Raw genomic sequence first — 18,559 nt, 5'->3', positions numbered from 1 at the left:
GTGTTTACCTTGTCAATTCTAAACCTTCAATCGATTTAACAGCCGAGTTGACCATATGATCCTATGCTGCGGTGAAGCCCTGATTGATATGTTGCCACGCGAAACGGCAGAAGGCGAAACAGCCTTTGTACCCTTTGCTGGCGGCTCCGTGTTCAACACGGCCATCGCTCTTGGCAGGCTGAGTGTTCCCACTGGCTTTTTCTCAGGCCTTTCATCGGATTTCTTCGGCGAAGTGCTGCGCGATACGCTCGCACGCTCGAATGTCGACTATTCTTATTCGGCGATCTCTGATCGGCCAACGACGTTGGCCTTTGTGCGCCTTGTCGATGGACAGGCACGCTACGCTTTTTATGATGAGAACACAGCACTGCGCATGCTTTCTGAAAATGACATGCCGCTGATAGACGACGCGATAGATGCGCTGCTTTTTGGCTGCATCAGCCTGATTTCAGAACCATGTGGCAGCGTCTACGAAGCGCTGATGACGCGTGAAGCGTCAAAGCGCGTGATGTTCCTTGACCCGAACATTCGTGCCAGCTTCGTCAGCGATCGGGAAAAACATCTCGCCCGCATGAAGCGCATGATCGCGCTCGCGGATATCGTGAAGCTTTCAGATGAAGATCTCGACTGGTTCGGCGAAAAAGGCAGCCATGACGAGATCGCCGCCGAATGGCTCAAGCTTGGCCCCAAGCTGATCGTCATCACCAAGGGCGCTCATGGTGCCGACGCCTATACTGCAAACGCAACTGTTCGCGTGCCTGGCGTGAAGGTAGATGTGGTGGATACTGTGGGAGCTGGCGATACTGTCAATGCGGGTATTCTCGCGAGCCTACATGGTCAGGGACTACTGACGAAGGATGCTATAGCCAATCTCGACGAAGACCAGATACATGCTGCGGTGGCATTGGGTGTTCGCGCTGCGGCCATCACTGTTTCTCGTGCTGGTGCCAATCCGCCATGGGCAACAGAAATGCGGGATTGATTTCTCGATGGCGAGAGCCAATTCTGCTTTTCAGTAACAGGAAAGCAGACAATGGCTCAGAATATTTACGACCGCGCCGATTTTTTCAACGCCTATAGCCAACTGCCACGCTCAGTCTACGGATTGGATGGTGCGCCTGAGTGGCCTTATATTCGTTCGCTGCTGCCTGATTTATCCGGCAACGACGTTGCGGATCTGGGCTGCGGCTTTGGATGGTTTTCTCGCTTTGCCCGCGAACAGGGCGCGGCTTCCGTCACTGGGTACGATCTGTCGGAGAACATGCTTGAACGCGCGCAGCACGACACGCAGGACGATGCGATCCGGTATGTGCAGGCAGATATGGAAACATTAGAACTACCAGAAGCTCGATTCGATCTGGCCTATAGCTCGCTGGCCTTTCACTATATCCGCGACTTTTCCCGACTGCTCAACACGATCCATCAGGCGCTTCGTCCCGGTTCCCATTTCATCTTCACAATAGAACATCCGATTTCCATGGCACCGCTAATGCCGGGTTGGATCGTGGATGAAGACCAAAACAAGCATTGGCCAGTTGATCATTATGCCATTGAGGGCGAAAGACGCACCAACTGGCTGGCAGATGGTGTCATTAAATACCACCGTCGCCTGAGCACGACCGTCAATGCTTTGCTTGAAGCAGGATTTGACATCAACAGTCTTGAGGAATGGCGGCCTACATCTGCTCAAATCGAAGCAATGCCCGCCTTGCGCGATGAGGTTGAGCGCCCAATGCTTCTGATCGTATCAGCGCGTCGATAACCGGGCACAAAGTACCATCGATCTGCATTGCCCTTGACCCGACGCATTTCGCGCTTTCTATAGAAGAAGGGCGGGAGAGAATCGAAAATTGGCGAAGGACAAATCATTGGACGTCTTGCGCATAGCAGCCTTCTCGCAAGGCAATCAGGGCGGTAACCCCGCCGGTGTACTGATTTCTGAAAAACTCCCCTCAGCCGAGGAAATGCAGAAAATCGCCAAGGATGTTGGCTTTTCGGAAACGGCTTTTGCCATGCCGGAAGGAGACAGCTGGCGTGTGCGCTATTTTGCGCCCGAAATGGAAGTTCCGTTCTGCGGCCATGCCACAATTGCGCTCGGTGCAGCACTTGCCATGCGCGAAGGTGACGGGCGTTTTGCATTAAAGCTCAATAATTCCGACATCAGCGTGGAGGGCCGCAAGGAAGGCGATCTGTTTTCTGCGAGCTTGCAATCACCCGGGACGCGCAACCGCGCCGCATCTGAAATCGAGATTGAGCAGGCGCTAGCGCTGTTCAATTATGAAAAAGATGATCTGGCACCGGGCATTCCGCCGGCACTTATCCATGCGGGCGCAGATCATATTGTGTTGGCATTGCGCTCACGCGAGAAACTTGCGGCCATGCATTATGATCTTCCGCGCGGGCGGGTCCTGATGAAGCGGCAAGGCTGGACAACGATCCTTCTGGTGCATTCAGAAACGCCGCAGCGCTTTCACAGCCGCAATCCCTTTGCCTCGGGCGGTGTCTATGAAGACCCGGCGACCGGCGCATCCACTGCAGCTTTCGCCGCCTATTTACGCGACTTGGGCTGGCCGCATGGCGGATCTATTGAAGTGTTTCAGGGCGAAGATATGGGTGTGCCATCTCATCTGCGTGCAGAAATTGGCCATGTGCGTGGCGACTCTATTCGTATTTCCGGCACAGCCCGATTGATGGAATAAAGATAAGAGTACGCTTCGATCCAAATGATTAAGGTCGAAGCGTCTCAACTATTCCGTGGTGCGAATCTTATTCGAAAATCAATTCACAGTTCTCCGGACATGCTTATCGTCAAACCTTGACGAGTTGCTCGACGCGCTCTTCGTTGCCGAAAAACTTGAGATAGCGTTCGACTTCCTTGGGATCGCCTGTCGCTTTCTGCGGATTGTCGGAAAGTTTGACCGCCGGGCGTCCATTGGCATCGATTACCTTACAGACCAGCGATATGGCTTTGAGGCCATGAATGGTGGTTGGCGCGCAACCGGCGAAATCATTGGTGAGATTTGTGCCCCAACCAAAGCTCATGCGGACCCGGCCTTCAAAATGGCGATAGGTTTCCTCAATCGTATCCACATCCAGCGCATCCGAGAAAATCAGCAGTTTTTCGCGTGGGTCTTTGCCGCGAGACTTCCACCATTCGATAATGCGTTCGCCGCCTTCGATTGGTGGGGCGCTGTCGGGACGGAAGCCAGTCCAATCGGCAACCCAGTCCGGCGCATTACGCAAGAAAGCAGCTGTGCCGAAAGCATCGGGCAGCACAATCAGAAGATTGCCGCCATAATAGCGGTTCCAGTCCTGTAGTACCCGATAGGGTGCTGTGCGTAGCTCATCATCCGTATTGGCAAGCGCTGCCAGCACCATCGGGAGTTCATGCGCATTGGTGCCGAGCGCTTCAAGATCGTTATCCATCGCCAGAAGCACATTGCTGGTTCCGGTAAATGCGCCGCCGATACCTTCCTTCAAGGCCTCGACGCACCAGCGCTGCCACAGGAATGAGTGACGGCGACGCGTGCCGAAATCTGAAATTTTCAGGTCCGGCAATTCGCGAAGCCGCTCAACCTTGCTCCACATCTTGGCCTTGGCGCGGGCATAAAGCACATCTAGCGAAAAAGGCCCGAGGTTTTTCATCGCGGCGCGCGAGCGAAGCTCATTAATGATCGCAAGCGCTGGGATCTCCCACATGGTCGTGTGCGACCATGGCCCATGGAAATGCAGCTCATACTGACCGTCTTTGCGGCGCAGATCATATTCTGGCAGCTGGAAATCATGCAGCCAATTAAGAAACTCCGGTTGGAAAATCTGCTTGCGTCCGTAGAAGCTGTTACCCGCCAGCCAGATCATCTCTTTTTTGGTAAAACGCAGCGTGCGTGCATGATCGAGTTGCGCGCGCAACTCGCCTTCATCGATCTCATCGGCAAGACGCACCGAGGTTGTGCGGTTGATGAGCGCAAAGGTCGCATCCACCTTGGGGTAAAGCCCCCAGATCATCTGCAACATCAGAAGTTTGTAGAAATCCGTGTCCAGAAGGCTGCGAACAATCGGATCAAGCTTCCATGCGTGATTAAAGACGCGCCGTGCGATATCGGTTTTGGCCATGACGGCCTCCATTGCATGAGCATGTGCTGCAACCACCCAGATGATTTGCAGCAAAAAGAAAGGCGGGTTTTCACCCGCCTTTTTAAATGCTTCATTCAGATTTGGGAAGCTCTACAATGATCTCATGTTCACCATCGAGCTTGATCGCAACCCCTTCATCGGGCTTGGTGATTTTACGGCCATTGAGCTTGATCGCCTTTGACTTGGCACCTGTTACCACCTTCACGTGATAGGTCGCGTCGCCGAAGCGCAGATCAGCTTCATAGCCGTCCCATTCAGGTGGCAATGCCGGGTCGAAATGCAGGCGATCGCCACGCTTTGTGACACCGAGAATACCTTCCGTTGCCACGCGGTAGAACCAGCCAGCAGAACCTGTGTACCAGGTCCAGCCACCCTGTCCGCGACGCGGCTCGACCGAATAGATGTCAGCTGCGATCACATATGGCTCGACGCGATAGACGTCCGGATTGCGTCCATGGTTGACCGGACTGATGAGCGAGAACAGACGCCACGCTTCTGCGGCTTTGCCCATGCGAGCCAGTGCCAGAATGGCCCATGTTGCACCATGTGTGTACTGACCGCCATTCTCGCGAACGCCGGGCGGATAGCCCTTAATGTAGCCTGGTTCCTGCACCGTCTTGTCGAAAGGCGGCGTGAAGAGACGCAGCAACTCGCCCTGATCGTCAAGCAGATGCTTTTCGAGCGAAGCCATTGCCTGTCCGGCACGCTTTGGATCGGCAACACCCGACAACACGCTCCATGATTGCGCGATGGCATCAATTTGGCATTCGTCGCTGTCTTTTGAGCCAAGCGGAGAGCCATTGTCGAAGAAGCCACGGCGATACCACTCGCCATCCCAGCCATCGCGATCAAGCGCCTTTGTCAGACTTTCAAGATGCACAGCCCATGCGGTTGCCCGCTTTGCATCCTTGCGAGATTCAGCAATCGGGATGAACTGGCGCAATGTATAGGCAAGGAACCAGCCAAGCCACACACTTTCGCCTTCGCCCTTTACGCCGACAAGATTCATGCCGTCATTCCAGTCGCCACCAAGGATCAGCGGCAGACCGTGCTTGCCGGTGCGTTCAATCGCAAGATCGAGTGCCAGCGCACAATGCTCATATAGGCTTTCAGTGTTCTTCGAGATTTGCGGCTCGTAGAACGCATCATGTTCGCCCTCTTCGAGCTTGCGGCCTTCAAGGAATGGCAGCTTCTCGTCGAGAATCGCGCGATCACCTGTCGTTTCCACATAGAGCGATGTGCCGTAGCCAAGCCAGACTACATCGTCAGAGATCAGCGTACGCACACCGGCACCCGTTGCTGGAAGCCACCAATGCTGCACATCGCCTTCAGGGAACTGACGCGAGGCCGCATTGAGAATCTGCGCACGAGCCAATGACGGATCGATGAGCAGCAGCGACAGCGTATCCTGCAACTGGTCGCGGAAACCAAACGCGCCACTGGCCTGATAGAAGGCCGCACGCGCCCAGATACGGCAAGCAATCGCCTGATATGGCAGCCAGCCATTGATCAGCAGGTCAAAGGCCGGATCAGGCGTCTTGACCTGAACGCGGCTGAACAGCCCTTCCCAATGCTTGGCCGCAGCAGTGAGCTTGTCATCGAAGGATGCATTGCGGCTTTCTGCGACAAGCACCTTTGCCTGCTGCTGATCGGCAGCATTACCGAGCAGGAAGACCACTTCACGGCTTTCGCCCGGACCGACTTCAATATCGAGCGCAAGCGCTGCACATGGATCGCGTCCTGCTTCAACCGTTCCCGAAAGGGCCTTACCAGCTAGAACCACCTCCGGCTTGTCAACCGATCCTGTCGAACCGATGAACTCGCCACGGTCGGCCGTGACTGATTGCGGCTTTTCCGTTGCCGCAAAGAACGCCACTTGGCCGGACTTGTCCGGATGATATGGATTGCCTGCAAAGAGCGCACCGAGCTCTTCATCCTGCGATGGCACGATGAACGGCACATTCTTGGCGCGGGCGTTGCCCAGCACCCATTCGACATAACCGTAGGCACGCAGCTTGCGCTTCGACCGCCCCTTATTGGTAATCGTCAGACGCGAAAGTCGAACCGGCTTTTCGGCGTCAACGATATGGGTCAGCTCCAGTGCCAGTTCGCCGTGCTGTGCCGAGAAGGTGGTGTAGCCATGGCTATGGCGGGCTTCATAGGTGACAGCTTCGTCGCGCAGTACATTGGCTGTCGGGGCAAAGCTGCGTCCGGTTTCACGATCAAGAATATAGATCGCCTCACCCGGACGATTGGTGACCGGATCATTTGCCCACGGGGTAAGCTGATAATCGCGGCTGTTGCCAGCCCAGGTGAAGGCTGAACCTTCCGCCGAAACATGGAACCCGAAATCCGGATTGGCGATAACGTTGATCCATGGATGCGGCGTGGTTGTTCGGTTGTTGATCCGCACAACGTAGCTGCCATCCTCAGCAAATCCGCCATAACCGTTCCAGAACTGGAGATCATCGCCAGTTGGAGCCGGACGTGTGACTGATTTTGGCTTAGCAACCAGACGGCGCTCTTCCGTGCCGCGCTCAAGCGCAACAGGTGCAAGCCCTGCGGCACCCAAGCCCTGCTGGGCAATTGCAGGTGTTTTTGCGTCGCTTCTTGCGGCCAGATCAACCGTGATTTCCTCGCTGCGACGCAACTGTTCGGCAAGCGAACCATTCTGCGCATGCATGACGATGCGGGCTGAAGCGAGAAGCGTGTTGTAGCTTTCTTCACTCATCTGATCGCGACGAACCGCAAAGATATGCGGTTGACCGCCACCACGCGCGCGGAAGCCTTCAACGATCCAGTCGATGGCGCGTTGCGTATCCTGCGCATAGGAGAATGCGCGCTCGTTGACCGCAACGACATCGACCGTCAGGCCCTTGCTACGCCAATATTCCTGCGCGCGCAGCACGCCACGCAACACATCAAGATCCGCTTCATTGTCGATGCGAAGAGCAAAGATCGGATAATCGCCCGAGATCGACATCGGCCAGAGATCGGACTGCTTGCCAAGGCCGCTTGCAATCGTTTCAGGCGGCTGACGCAAAGTGCGTTCCGGGTAAAGCAGATAGGCTGCAACCTTTTGATAGTCGGCAGCTTCCGCCGGTTTGATGCCGATATGGTAGAGCTGAACCTGCGAACTTGTCCATGACAGCGAATATTCGCGAGCAAAGGTTTCCGGATGGCGATGCATCGCGACCGCATGTTCAACCGCATCACGGCTTCCACCCGCAAAGGTCCAGAAAACAAGGCTAACCTTCTTATGTGCCGGAACGCGAACGCGGGTGCGTACCGATGCAATCGGATCAAGCACACAGCCCTGGCTTCCGGTGAATGTCGCACCGTCGTCAAAGGCTGCGGCATCACGCAACGAACGCCCGCGACCGATAAATGCACGACGGTCGGTTTCGACTTCGGTTTCACGGATGGAGCCCGACAAATCGGTTACGAAATGCGCAACATGAATGTCCGGATCGGACGGCGCACGCTTGCGGCGTTTCGCATAGATGGTCGAGCCATTGTCAGCGATTTCGGTTTCGACAAACATCTTGGCGAACGCCGGATGTGCTGCATCGCTGTCGCTATCGGTCAGCACCAGTTCGGAATAGGACGTGACTTCAATCACACGATCCCGCGCACTGGTGTTGATGATATCAAGCCTGCGGCCTTCACCATCAGATTCTGACGAAACGATCACTTCCATAACCGTTTTGATGTCACCGGCAGTCTTGTAGAATTCCGCCTTGTCTTCGGTGAAGACAGTCTTGGTTTCTTCCTCTGGGTTGCGTACCGGCTCTCCGGTCGCCGACCACCAGTATCCGCTTTCCATATCGCGCAGGAACAAGAACGTGCCCTGCAAGTCTTCCGACACATCGGCATGGAAACGAGTGATGTCCCAATTGTGCCAACGGCTGTAGCCGGAGCCATTCGCCGTCACCATCAGCGCATACTGGCCATTCGACATCATATGCGTTGTGCGCGGGGCCTTGAACGGCACATCGATAATACGCATCGGCGCATCGTCGAAGCCGCCCGAATCCACACGCATCGGATTTTCCGTCTTCGCATAGATCATCGGAATTTCGCGCGGTGCCTTTTCCTGCAATAGCAGTTCGGCTGCTTCGATCACCGGATCGGAATGGAAGCGTTCACGCATACGGCCTTCGAAGATCACGTTGTTAACCGCAATAATCGACATGCCATGGTGGTGGGCATAATAGTTTTTCACCACTGCACAGGTTTCACCTTCGCGAACGCGCGACGGGGTGAAGTCCACGGAATCGTGGAAACCATAACGGCCGAGTGCACCGAGTTTTTCCAGACGCTTCAGGTTGGCGACGGCTGCGGCAGGCTGGTACTGAGAAGCCAGCAAGCTTGCATAAGGCGCGATAACCGCATTACGCGACAGGCCTCGCTGAAGACCGAGGTTCGGCACACCAAAGTTCGAATATTGGTAATTCATATGCGCGTCTCGCGCATTGAATGCCGCTTCCGAAATGCCCCAAGGCAGACCGCGCGAGGTCGCGTAGTCGATCTGACGCTGCACAACGAGTTTGTTGGTCTGATCTAGCAGCGAACCGAGCGGCTCCGACATGACCAGCGGCGGCATCAGATACTCGAACATCGAGCCGGACCAGGAGAGCAGAGCGCCCTTCCAACCCACTGGAACCAGAAGACGGCCAAGCTTGAACCAATGTTCAACAGGCACGTCGCCCTTGGCAATGGCAAACAAACTCGCAAGACGAGCTTCTGACGCCAGAAGATCATAGCAGCTTTCGTCAAGCTCGTTTTCCTGCACACGGAAACCGATCGACAGAAGACGACGTTCCTTGCGCTCAAGGAAACCGAACTGCATGTCAAAGGCCAGCTGGCGCGAACGTGAAGCAAGATCCCGCAGTCGCTCACGCAGCTCATCGGTGTTGTGCTCGCCCATAGAATCGTCGGTGTGGGCCTTGCAGGTTTCAACGAGAATGTAAGCCCATTCGCGCGCTTCCGCACTTGCAGGTGTTTCGATCTCGCTGTCGAGCTCTTCCATCAGGCGCACAATATCGGTCGCAAAGAGCGAGAGATTGATAGTGCGGAAGGATGCGGTTTCCGGCTCTTCCTTGATGGTACGCACTGCACGACGGAAATTGGCGATCCGCTCTTCCAGACGACGGCGCAATGGACGAAGGATACGACGATCATCAGGAATACGTGCAATTGTTTCCTCAAGCACGTCGTTGACGTCGAGAATACCGTCGAGATCAGCCTGAAGATAGACCGAAGGTGCTTCAGCCCATTCTTCCAGCGCCGACGAGAGTGTCACAAGATGTCCAGCGAGATTGCCACTATCCACGGCAGAGACGTAGAGCGGACGCATCGGCGTCAGCGTATTGGTCTCATACCAGTTATAGAGATGGCCCTGATATTTCTCCATCTTCTCAAGCGTGTTGACGGTTGCTGCGACGCGATCAAGCGTCTCGGTAAAGCCGATCCAGCCAAAGTCACGCGCCGCAATCACCGAGAGAAAATACACGCCGATATTGGTTGGCGACGTACGTTGCGCAACGATCGGAGCTGGATCTTCCTGGAAGTTATCGGGCGGAAGATGGTTGTTTTCCTCATTCGTGAACTCGGCGAAATAGCGCCAGGTACGGCGCGCATACCGGCGCAGAGCCGATTTGTCGGACGAGAGCACTTCCAGCGTGTCCTGCGGCTTGGCAGAACGGCTGACGAGCCAGGCAATGAGCGGTGATGCAAACCAGATGACTGCAAAAGGTGCCGCAATCATTGCAGCATGGCTTTGAGCAGCCAGCGGCATGAAAATCGCAATGCCCGCAATAACAATGGCTGGCCACATCATCTGGAAATAGAACAGAAGTGTGTCGGGGGCGGACTTTGCCTGTGCCGCTGTACGCCATTCGAGAAGATTGCGACGCGACACAAAGAGGCGATAAATCGTACGCGCAATCGCATCAGCCATCAGGAACGCGGAATGTGCAATAAAGGTGGTGCGAAGCGCCACATCCGCCGTGCCCAATGCAATATCGGTCAGAACCGACTGCGCATGGCCTTTGAGCGAATAGTCCATATTTGACGGAATAAGATTGGTGACGATGCCAAAGGTCGGCGCCACAAACATGCTGATGATCAGGAAGCCCTGCCAGACAGCCGCCGGTCCGATTGGCAGCACGCTCCAGCCGACAATTGCCGCAACCAGCCACAGGATCGGATTGAGCGAGCGACGCAGATTATCCACCATCTTCCAGCGCGTGATCGCGCTGACACCACGGCCTGTCGAAAACAACCATGGTAGAAGCTGCCAGTCGCCACGCGCCCAACGGTGATGGCGCGACACGTCGACGTTATAGCCGGTCGGATAATCTTCAACAACTTCGACATCGCTGACCAGCGCCGCGCGCGCATAGCCACCTTCAAGCAGATCGTGGCTAAGAAGCGTGTTCTCTGGAACGCGATCTTTCATCGCAATTTCGAAGGCGTCGATATCGTAAAGACCCTTACCGGTGAAGGTGCCCTCACCCAAAAGATCCTGATAGGAATCGGAAACGGCAAAGACATAAGGATCGATGCCGCGATTGACCGAGAAAACGCGCTGCAGGAATGAAGCTTCGTCGCCTGTTGTCAGCGAAGGCGTCACACGTGGCTGCAAAATGCCATAACCACGAACAACCTTGCCGGTTTTCTCATCGAAAACCGGACGGTTCAATGGATGGCTGAGCTTGCCAACAAGATTGGTGACCGATTCAGGCGTAAGCCGCGTATCCGCGTCCAGCGTCATGACGAATTTGACGTCTTTCGGCAGGCGCTCATCCGGTGGGAAATAGCTCGTATCCTGATCGCCGCGAAGCAGCAGGTTCAGCTCGTGTAGCTTGCCGCGCTTGCGCTCCCAGCCCATCCAGCAGCTCTGCTTTTCATTGAACAGACGACGACGGTGAAGCAGGAAGAAACGCGGCTGCTCGCCACCGGTATAATGCTCGTTGAGCTTGGCTATTTCATCACGCGCATATTCATAGATTTCCATATCGGCAGGCGTGATTTCCTGCTTGGCATCCACCCAGTCGCTAACGAGCGCGAAATAAATCTCGCCGCGCGGATTGGTCAGATAATGGACTTCAAGATTGCGGATCTGCTCATCGATGGAATCGCGCGAATTGATAAGCGTCGGCACGGCAACAAGCGTGCGTGCCTCAACAGGCAGGCCTTCCTTGTATTCAAAGCCGATCAGGCGCGTCGGCTGCACAAACCACGGTACCAGCGCATTGAAGAGCGAATATGACGCGTCCATTGCCGGGAAGATCGCGAGCAACGTGAACAAAGTGCGCAAATCGGTCGAAAGCCCGGCCCGGCTCATGCAATAATTGACCGTCAGCAGGATCAGAATCGTGAAAATGGCCGTTGGTATGAAGAAGCCCAACAGACCCAGATTGCGATAGAAGCGCAGGACTTTGACGCCGAATGGTGCCTTGTAGCCGCATACCTTTTCAAGCTCGGAGCGACCTTCACCCGAAAGATAATGGGCGATTGAGCCCTTGCCTTCTGTGCCGTTGGCATCGGCGGGTCCGGCAGACTTGCTGTCTTCAGCAAGCTTGAGAGCGGCCCAGGTGATGTCGATTTCACTCATGTTCGAAAAGCGGGCAAGCTTTTCAATCGTCACGCGATACGCGTTGCGCGAACGGAAATCCAGAAGTTCGAAATCGCTGTGATCGCGCAGAATCGCATCGACCTCGTTGACGGTTTCAAACCAGGTTTCCCAATCGATATCATCGATGGTTTTGAGGCTTCGAATGACATTGCCCATCGTGACGCCGCCAGTGGACTGGCGGGCATGTTCTTCAACGATGGCGTCTTCGGGATTGCTGCCTTCCTGCTCAAGAATACGCTCTAGCCAGCTTGCTGCGGCCGATGTATCGGTCGAAGCGCTGCGCAGACGATAGAGCAGATGCGTAGCAAATGTGCTGTCGCGGGCGGCATGCGCATATTGCGCCAGAACCGTGTCGAGCTCATCGCCATTCGCAGCAACAACAATGCGATCTGCAGCCGTATTGGCGAGGTTGCGCATGTTGCGCGCGCGATCAACGCGCAGCGCCAGACGACGCGCATTCTCAATGAGGAAATAACGCACGGCCGACGGCAGCGCCCACAGCTCACCAATCTTAAGCGGCTCGACAGTCTGAAAGCCCTGAACAAGTGCGGTCAGCGACTTGAGCGAGAAATTGCTGTCAGTATGGGCAACATAAAGCCATGCAAGCGCGAAAATACGCGGCATGTCCTGATATTTCTCAACGCGGGCCGCATAGGGCGGCAGCTGGCGAATGAATTTGCGCGGCAGATCGCGGCGTGTCTGCTGAACAGTCTTATCGATCTGATAATGATTATCGAGGAGCCACTGTGCAGCTGGCGTAATCGTTTCGCCAGCGCGGGAAGCAGCATCGGACGAGCGATAGGCGTGCAGAATCAGCTTGCCATTTTCAGACAGGCGTTGATCGAATTCAAAAGCTTGATAGCCGGGCAAATCCAGCTCTTCGCCACGTGCAACGGAGGCCGCGAGTTCGCGCAGCTCATCCTCGCTTTTGTAAAGAGCCCGTATCGGAGAGGGTTGTTCGGGCGGAATCTGATCCGAAGTCTTGCGATCGGCAATGGACGAATTAGACGGCGAAGAAGACAATTCCGGCATGTGCCTTAACAGCCTTTCCGAAGGGAATAAGTTAAATGCGGCGGGTGGATACTGAATGCACTTAGAATTTTCATCTCAGGGGAACGACAGTATCCGTATTCGGTTCCCTGAATGTCGATATGATTTGGCCAAAATGCGACGACGGGTTGTGCTGATATTCAAACCGTTTAAATCGCAACGCACAATTCTTTCCGAACATTAATGTTGCGTTATAAAATATGCGCCTTTTGCAACCCTAACATACTGAAAATAAGAATAATACTACTCTGCGTAATAGATTGCGAAAATGCCTCGAGGGCGCGCTTCGCCCTTAAAAGATAAAAGACATCCGCATCTATTAAAAAACGCGGATGTCACATTGATAGGGTCCTGCATCGATCAGCCGATTTTTAGGCCTGAGCCTCGGTTAAAACCGGAGGGTTTTCAATTGCATTAGGCGCATCATCATTTCCGAAAACGCGCCAATAGCGAGGACGAAAAGCGATACGGCTTTTTTCCGAAGCCGGATGCTCGGCCGGTATCTCGATCTCAACGCGCTCGCGCGCACCGCCGATTTCAAGCTCTACACGGCGTTTGCCGCCAGACCTGCGGCTCGCAACTACCGTACCCGCAATGCAGCCGCCACAACCGTCAAGCAACTCGACATCGTGCGGACGGAAAAATAACCGCGCTTCACCGTCGGTGGCACCATCGACCGTCAGACCAATATTGCGGTCAGCCAGCCAGAGTTCGCCTTTCTCGATACGCACGGGCAGAGTGCTGGATTCACCAATGAAGCCGTAAACGAAAGGCGAATTGGGCGTATCATAAACCTCGTCAGGTGTACCAATCTGCTCAATACGACCCTGGCTCATCACCACCACTCGATCTGCGAGTTCAAGCGCTTCATCCTGATCGTGGGTAACGAACACCGTTGTATGGCCAGTTTTGTCGTGGATCTCACGGAGCCAACGGCGCAGTTCCTTGCGAACCTGCGCATCAAGCGCTCCAAATGGTTCATCGAGAAGTAGGACTTTGGGCTCGATAGCCATAGCGCGCGCAAGAGCCACGCGCTGGCGCTGGCCACCAGAAAGCTGTGATGGGTAACGGTTTTCAAGCCCTTTCAGCTGCACAAGATCGAGTAATTCAAGCGCGCGGCGTTTAATCTCGACAGTGGCAGGACGTGTGCTGCTCGGGCGAACCTTCAGGCCAAAACCGATATTCTCGGCAACCGTCATATGGCGAAACAGCGCATAATGCTGGAACACGAAACCGACGTTCCGCTCCTGCACACTCTTGTGCGAAGCATCCTCTTCACCAAAATAAATGGCACCTTCGGTTGGTTTTTCCAGCCCAGCAATCAGGCGCAGCAAAGTTGTCTTGCCTGAGCCCGACGGTCCAAGCAACGCAATCAATTCGCTCGAACGGATGTCCAGCGACACATTATGCAATGCCGGAAAGCGAGCAAACTCTTTACGCACACCGGCGACACGAACTTCCATTCCAAATCCTTTCCCCTACCGCCAATTGCTAAAACAAAGCCTGAGCGGTTTATTATCGTCTGTAAGTTAGTTGTTAATGCCCGTTACTACCAGCCAGTTCATCACCATAACGCAGCTCCAGAAATGCTTTTAGTGCCAAGGTCACGAGAGCAAGGAGCGCCAGCAGTGAAGCGACAGCAAAGGCTGCAACGAAATTATACTCATTATAGAGGATTTCGACGTGCAGCGGCATCGTATTGGTAAGACCACGGATATGGCCCGACACCACGGAAACCGCGCCAAACTCGCCCATCGCCCGCGCATTACAGAGCAAAACTCCGTAGAGAAGCCCCCATTTTATGTTGGGCAAAGTCACATAACGGAAGGTCTGCCAGCCATTTGCCCCCAACGAAATTGCAGCTTCTTCATCACCGCTTCCCTGTTCCTGCATGAGCGGAATGAGTTCACGCGCCACAAATGGGAATGTCACAAAGAGCGTTGCCAACACAATACCGGGCACCGCAAAGAGTATCTGGATATTATGGCTCGATAGCCATGGTCCAAGCAGTCCATGGCTTGCGAACAGCAACACAAAAACAAGACCGGAAATAACCGGCGATATCGAAAATGGCAGGTCAATCAAGGTTGTCAGAACGGCTTTGCCTTTGAACTCGAACTTGGCAATTGCCCAAGCAGCGGCGACACCAAATACCAGATTGACGGGCACGGATATTGCCGCAACCAACAAGGTCAACCTGATCGCTGCCCAGGCGTCCGGCTCAACAAGTGCTGTAAGATACTCTTCCGTTCCCTTACGAAAGGCTTCGACAAAAACTGCGATTACCGGAAGAATGAGGAAGAGCGCCAGAAACACCAGCGCTATACCAATCAAAAGGAGCCGAGTCGGCAGGCTTTCCGTCACAGCGCTGCGCGTCGAAGTTGTCATGTCATTCGCCATGGCCATACTTCTTTCTCGTCCAGGACTGGATCAGATTGATAAACAGCAACATGGCAAAGGAAAGTGCCAGCATCACGGTCGCAAGTGCGGTTGCACCGGCATAGTCATATTCTTCAAGCCTGATGACGATCAGTAAGGGCGCGATTTCCGATACATAAGGTGTGTTACCCGCAATGAAGATAACCGAGCCATATTCGCCAACTCCGCGTGCGAAAGCCAGTGCAAAGCCTGTGAGAATAGCAGGTTGCAGACTTGGCAGAAGCACCCGCCAGATTGTCTGGAAACGCGATGCGCCAAGTGTTGCTGCAGCTTCCTCAACTTCGCGGCTGATTTCTTCCATAATGGGCTGCACAGTGCGCACCACGAATGGCAAGCCGATGAAGATGAGTGCCACGACGATGCCAGCACGCGAGAAAGCGATCCGAATATTAAACGGAGCCAACAAGCTGCCGATCCAGCCATTGGGCGCATAGATCGAGGCCAGTGCGATACCGGCAACAGCCGTTGGAAGTGCAAACGGAATATCGACGATTGCGTCAATGAACCGACGCCCCGGAAAGCGATAGCGCACCAATACCCAGGCCAAGATCACGCCAAACACAACATTGACAAGCGCTGCAATGAAGGCTGTGCCAAAGCTCGTTTCAAGCGCTTTTATGGTGCGTTCGTCAGTGACGATACGCCAGAACCCCGACAGGCCGACATCGGTTGAGCGCAGCACGAGAGCCGCAAGCGGAATAAGAATAAGAAGGGTCAAATAGGCGACACTAAAACCGAGTGTCAGTCCGAAACCCGGAATGACACTCGGTTTTCTGAAATGCCACCCTGCTCTGACCGGTGCAGGGCGCGAAGACATCAATATTTGTTCCCTTTTATTGATCTTGCGTGTGACTGCGTCCTAGTGGGTCGAAATTAAACCACCAGCCGGATTATTTTGCGGGCTTGTATATCTGGTCGAATGTTCCACCATCGCCAAAGTGATAAGGCTGCGCCTTGGCCCATCCGCCAAAGATTGGATCATCGATCGTCACGAGCTGCAATTGTGGAAACTCGCGCTTCTGGTCAGCAGGTACGACGTCCGGCTTGGATGGACGGTAGAAATGCTTGGATGCAAGCGCCTGACCTTCCGGCGAATAGAGATATTCGAGATAGGCCTCTGCAACTTTGCGGGTGCCATTTTCATCGGCATTCTTGTCGACCAGCGCCACTGGTGGTTCTGCGAGGATGGATTGCGGTGGAACCACGATGTCAAAAGCATCTTCACCGAATTCAGCGATCGAAAGATAGGCCTCGTTTTCCCAAGCCAACAACACATCGCCAAGCTGGCGCTGCACAAAGGTCGTTGTCGAACCGCGTGCACCGGTATCAAGCACAGGCACGTGGCGGAACAATTCGCCGATATAATCCTTTATCTTAGCTTCATCGCCGCCATACTCCTTATAAGCCCACGCCCAAGCCGCCAGATAATTCCAGCGTGCACCGCCCGAGGTTTTCGGATTGGGGGTAATGACCTCGACACCGTCCTTTACCAGATCACCCCAATCCTTGATGGCCTTGGGATTGCCCTTGCGAACGAGGAAAACGATCGTGGAGGTATAGGGGGAGGAATTGTCCGGAAGACGTTTGCGCCAATCCTTGTCGATTTTCCCGGAATGTTCGACAATCGCGTCGATATCACTTTCCAGAGCAAGCGTCACGACATCAGCCTTAACGCCGTCAATGACCGAGCGTGCCTGTTTGCCCGATCCACCATGGGAAACGCGGATGGTCAGATTTTCGCCTGTCTGATCCTTCCAGTGTTTTGCAAAGGCCGCGTTGTAATCCTTGTACAGCTCACGCGTCGGATCATAGGACACATTCAGCAACGTCTGATCGGCATGGCTTGCCTGAATAGTTCCTGCCAGTGACGCCGTTGCCACAAAAGCTGCAAGCGTTAATGAGAATCTCGATATGTTGTTCGACATGTTCAGGGCCACCTCTCCGCGTTTCATTCATCAAACAGTATCAGAGGTCTGAGCTCACAGGATGCCACAAGGTTTCTCTTATTTGAAAGCAGTTCGGAAATTATGAGCAATCCTAATGGATTGTGAGGAATAAATTTCTACCTCCCTCCTCCAATACCTGGAAGGAAGGTAAGAATTATCAATGTTAAGATAGAAGAGATGCCGGTTCTAAAATTGGCAGTTCCCCGGAAAAGGTGGGACCCGGATTGGGATTGCGGGGGCAAATTTAGTCCGGGTCCCGGCCGATCTAACGACCAGCAGAGCTAAAACGGATAAAGATGGATTAGGTTCCCGTACAAAATTGAAATTTTAAGACTTTTTTCTGCTACGCATTGCCAAACTGCTTGCGGCGAACAGAGTTTGATATTTGCAAAGACAACTATTGCCATATTAAGGCGCATCCCGAAAAGTGTGAAACGGTTTTCGGACAAAGATGCGCGTTAAAACAGATAATTAGAGCACCGATCTGATCCAATCAGATCGAAACGCGCTCTAGGGTCCAGACTCAATTGAGCCACCATGTGACGATGGCAGCGATATAGCATGTGGCTGTAAAGTTCAGCATGAGCTTGTCATATCGTGTCGCGACCCTCCTCCAGTCCTTGAGGCGGCAAAAGGTGCGTTCGATGATGTTTCGGCGGCGGTAGGCAATTGGGTTGAAAGGTTTGATCCGCTTACGGGTCGGATTATTTGGAATGACCGGTTCAGTGCCGCGAGCTTTGAGAAAATCGCGTAACGCGTTGCTATCGTAAGCCGTATCGGCAGCGCACAGGTTGCTTGGCGGCAGTGGCTCAAGCAGTGGGATGGCAATGGGAGCGTCACCGCGCTGCCCAGGGGTTATTCTCAGTGCGACTGGGCGGCCACAACCATCGACAACAGCATGTATTTTTGTCGATCTGCCGCCTCGCGATCGACCGATGGCTTGAGCTTCCGCCCCCCTTTTCCGCCAGCAGCAGATCGGTGCGCCTTTGCGGTGGTGCTGTCGATCATGTGAATGTCGCGATTGGTCGTCTGCACCAGTGCTTCGAATAGTTGCCGCCATATGCCTTTGGCAGACCAACGATGGAAACGATTGTAGATGGTTGTCGAGGGACCGTAGACAGCGGGGCAATCCTGCCACCGACAGCCAGTGCGCAGCACATGGATGATGCCGCTAATCACCCGGCGGTCGTCAGTTCGATGCGCGCCGGGTTGGTTCGTTGGAAGCAAAGGAGCGATCACTGCCCATTGCCGATCATCAAGCCAGAATTCTCCTGCCATGCTCCAAAACTCCCGTTATCAGGAGAGTGAATCATGAAGAAGTAATTTGATCAAATGTTTAATTGGGTTT

9 protein-coding genes and 1 pseudogene are annotated in these 18,559 nt (G+C 54.2%); 3 read left to right on the top strand and 7 right to left on the bottom strand.

Features of this window, described 5'->3' with window-relative positions:
• The first annotated feature begins 55 nt into the window (after positions 1-55).
• The 3 genes from CES85_RS10070 to CES85_RS10060 all read left to right on the top strand — a co-directional run bounded on the left by CES85_RS10070 (position 56) and on the right by CES85_RS10060 (position 2,699).
• Complete coding sequence (locus CES85_RS10070) at positions 56-982, top strand: carbohydrate kinase family protein (RefSeq protein ID WP_095445876.1); 927 nt, start codon at positions 56-58, stop codon at positions 980-982.
• 51 nt (positions 983-1,033) lie between these two features.
• Entirely contained in the window at positions 1,034-1,762 is a 729-nt protein-coding gene (locus tag CES85_RS10065; RefSeq protein WP_095445875.1) for a class I SAM-dependent methyltransferase, read from the top strand.
• 106 nt (positions 1,763-1,868) lie between these two features.
• Positions 1,869-2,699: a PhzF family phenazine biosynthesis protein gene (locus tag CES85_RS10060; RefSeq protein WP_095447826.1), complete on the top strand. Its 831-nt coding sequence runs from the start codon at positions 1,869-1,871 to the stop codon at positions 2,697-2,699.
• 109 nt (positions 2,700-2,808) lie between these two features.
• Here CES85_RS10060 and pncB read toward each other — a convergent pair whose 3' ends face one another.
• The 7 genes and pseudogenes from pncB to CES85_RS10025 all read right to left on the bottom strand — a co-directional run.
• Positions 2,809-4,113 (bottom strand): nicotinate phosphoribosyltransferase, encoded by a 1,305-nt coding sequence (gene pncB / locus CES85_RS10055; protein ID WP_095447825.1) that lies wholly within the window; start codon positions 4,111-4,113, stop codon positions 2,809-2,811.
• 91 nt (positions 4,114-4,204) lie between these two features.
• Positions 4,205-12,808, bottom strand: coding sequence for a glycoside hydrolase family 94 protein (locus CES85_RS10050; protein WP_095445874.1), 8,604 nt, complete (start codon positions 12,806-12,808; stop codon positions 4,205-4,207).
• Positions 12,809-13,197: 389 nt separating this feature from the next.
• A complete protein-coding gene (locus CES85_RS10045) occupies positions 13,198-14,289 on the bottom strand; it encodes a sulfate/molybdate ABC transporter ATP-binding protein (protein ID WP_095445873.1) in 1,092 nt (363 codons plus the stop codon).
• A 73-nt stretch (positions 14,290-14,362) separates the two neighbouring features.
• A complete protein-coding gene (gene cysW, locus CES85_RS10040) occupies positions 14,363-15,214 on the bottom strand; it encodes a sulfate ABC transporter permease subunit CysW (RefSeq protein ID WP_404902142.1) in 852 nt (283 codons plus the stop codon).
• A gap of 1 nt (position 15,215) precedes the next feature.
• The gene (gene cysT, locus CES85_RS10035; protein WP_095445872.1) at positions 15,216-16,082 is read right to left on the bottom strand and encodes a sulfate ABC transporter permease subunit CysT; all 867 of its coding nucleotides are present in this window, start codon (positions 16,080-16,082) and stop codon (positions 15,216-15,218) included.
• 73 nt (positions 16,083-16,155) lie between these two features.
• Positions 16,156-17,190: a sulfate ABC transporter substrate-binding protein gene (locus tag CES85_RS10030; RefSeq protein ID WP_095445871.1), complete on the bottom strand. Its 1,035-nt coding sequence runs from the start codon at positions 17,188-17,190 to the stop codon at positions 16,156-16,158.
• 613 nt (positions 17,191-17,803) lie between these two features.
• A pseudogene (locus CES85_RS10025) lies at positions 17,804-18,489 on the bottom strand (IS5 family transposase); the annotation flags it as partial.
• Positions 18,490-18,559: the final 70 nt, after the last annotated feature.

The organism is Ochrobactrum quorumnocens (assembly GCF_002278035.1).
In the GTDB taxonomy this organism is placed as follows: Bacteria; Pseudomonadota; Alphaproteobacteria; order Rhizobiales; family Rhizobiaceae; genus Brucella; species Brucella quorumnocens.
Note: the sequence above shows the minus strand (reverse complement) of the source record. Positions and strands in the feature narration are given on the sequence as shown.

Coding starts and splice junctions, on each gene's coding strand:
- cysW (WP_404902142.1), bottom strand. CDS start 15,214: ATGACAACTTCGACGCGCAGCGCTGTGACGGAAAGCCTGCCGACTCGG.
- cysT (WP_095445872.1), bottom strand. CDS start 16,082: ATGTCTTCGCGCCCTGCACCGGTCAGAGCAGGGTGGCATTTCAGAAAA.
- CES85_RS10045 (WP_095445873.1), bottom strand. CDS start 14,289: ATGGAAGTTCGTGTCGCCGGTGTGCGTAAAGAGTTTGCTCGCTTTCCG.
- pncB (WP_095447825.1), bottom strand. CDS start 4,113: ATGGCCAAAACCGATATCGCACGGCGCGTCTTTAATCACGCATGGAAG.
- CES85_RS10030 (WP_095445871.1), bottom strand. CDS start 17,190: ATGTCGAACAACATATCGAGATTCTCATTAACGCTTGCAGCTTTTGTG.
- CES85_RS10050 (WP_095445874.1), bottom strand. CDS start 12,808: ATGCCGGAATTGTCTTCTTCGCCGTCTAATTCGTCCATTGCCGATCGC.
- CES85_RS10070 (WP_095445876.1), top strand. CDS start 56: ATGATCCTATGCTGCGGTGAAGCCCTGATTGATATGTTGCCACGCGAA.
- CES85_RS10065 (WP_095445875.1), top strand. CDS start 1,034: ATGGCTCAGAATATTTACGACCGCGCCGATTTTTTCAACGCCTATAGC.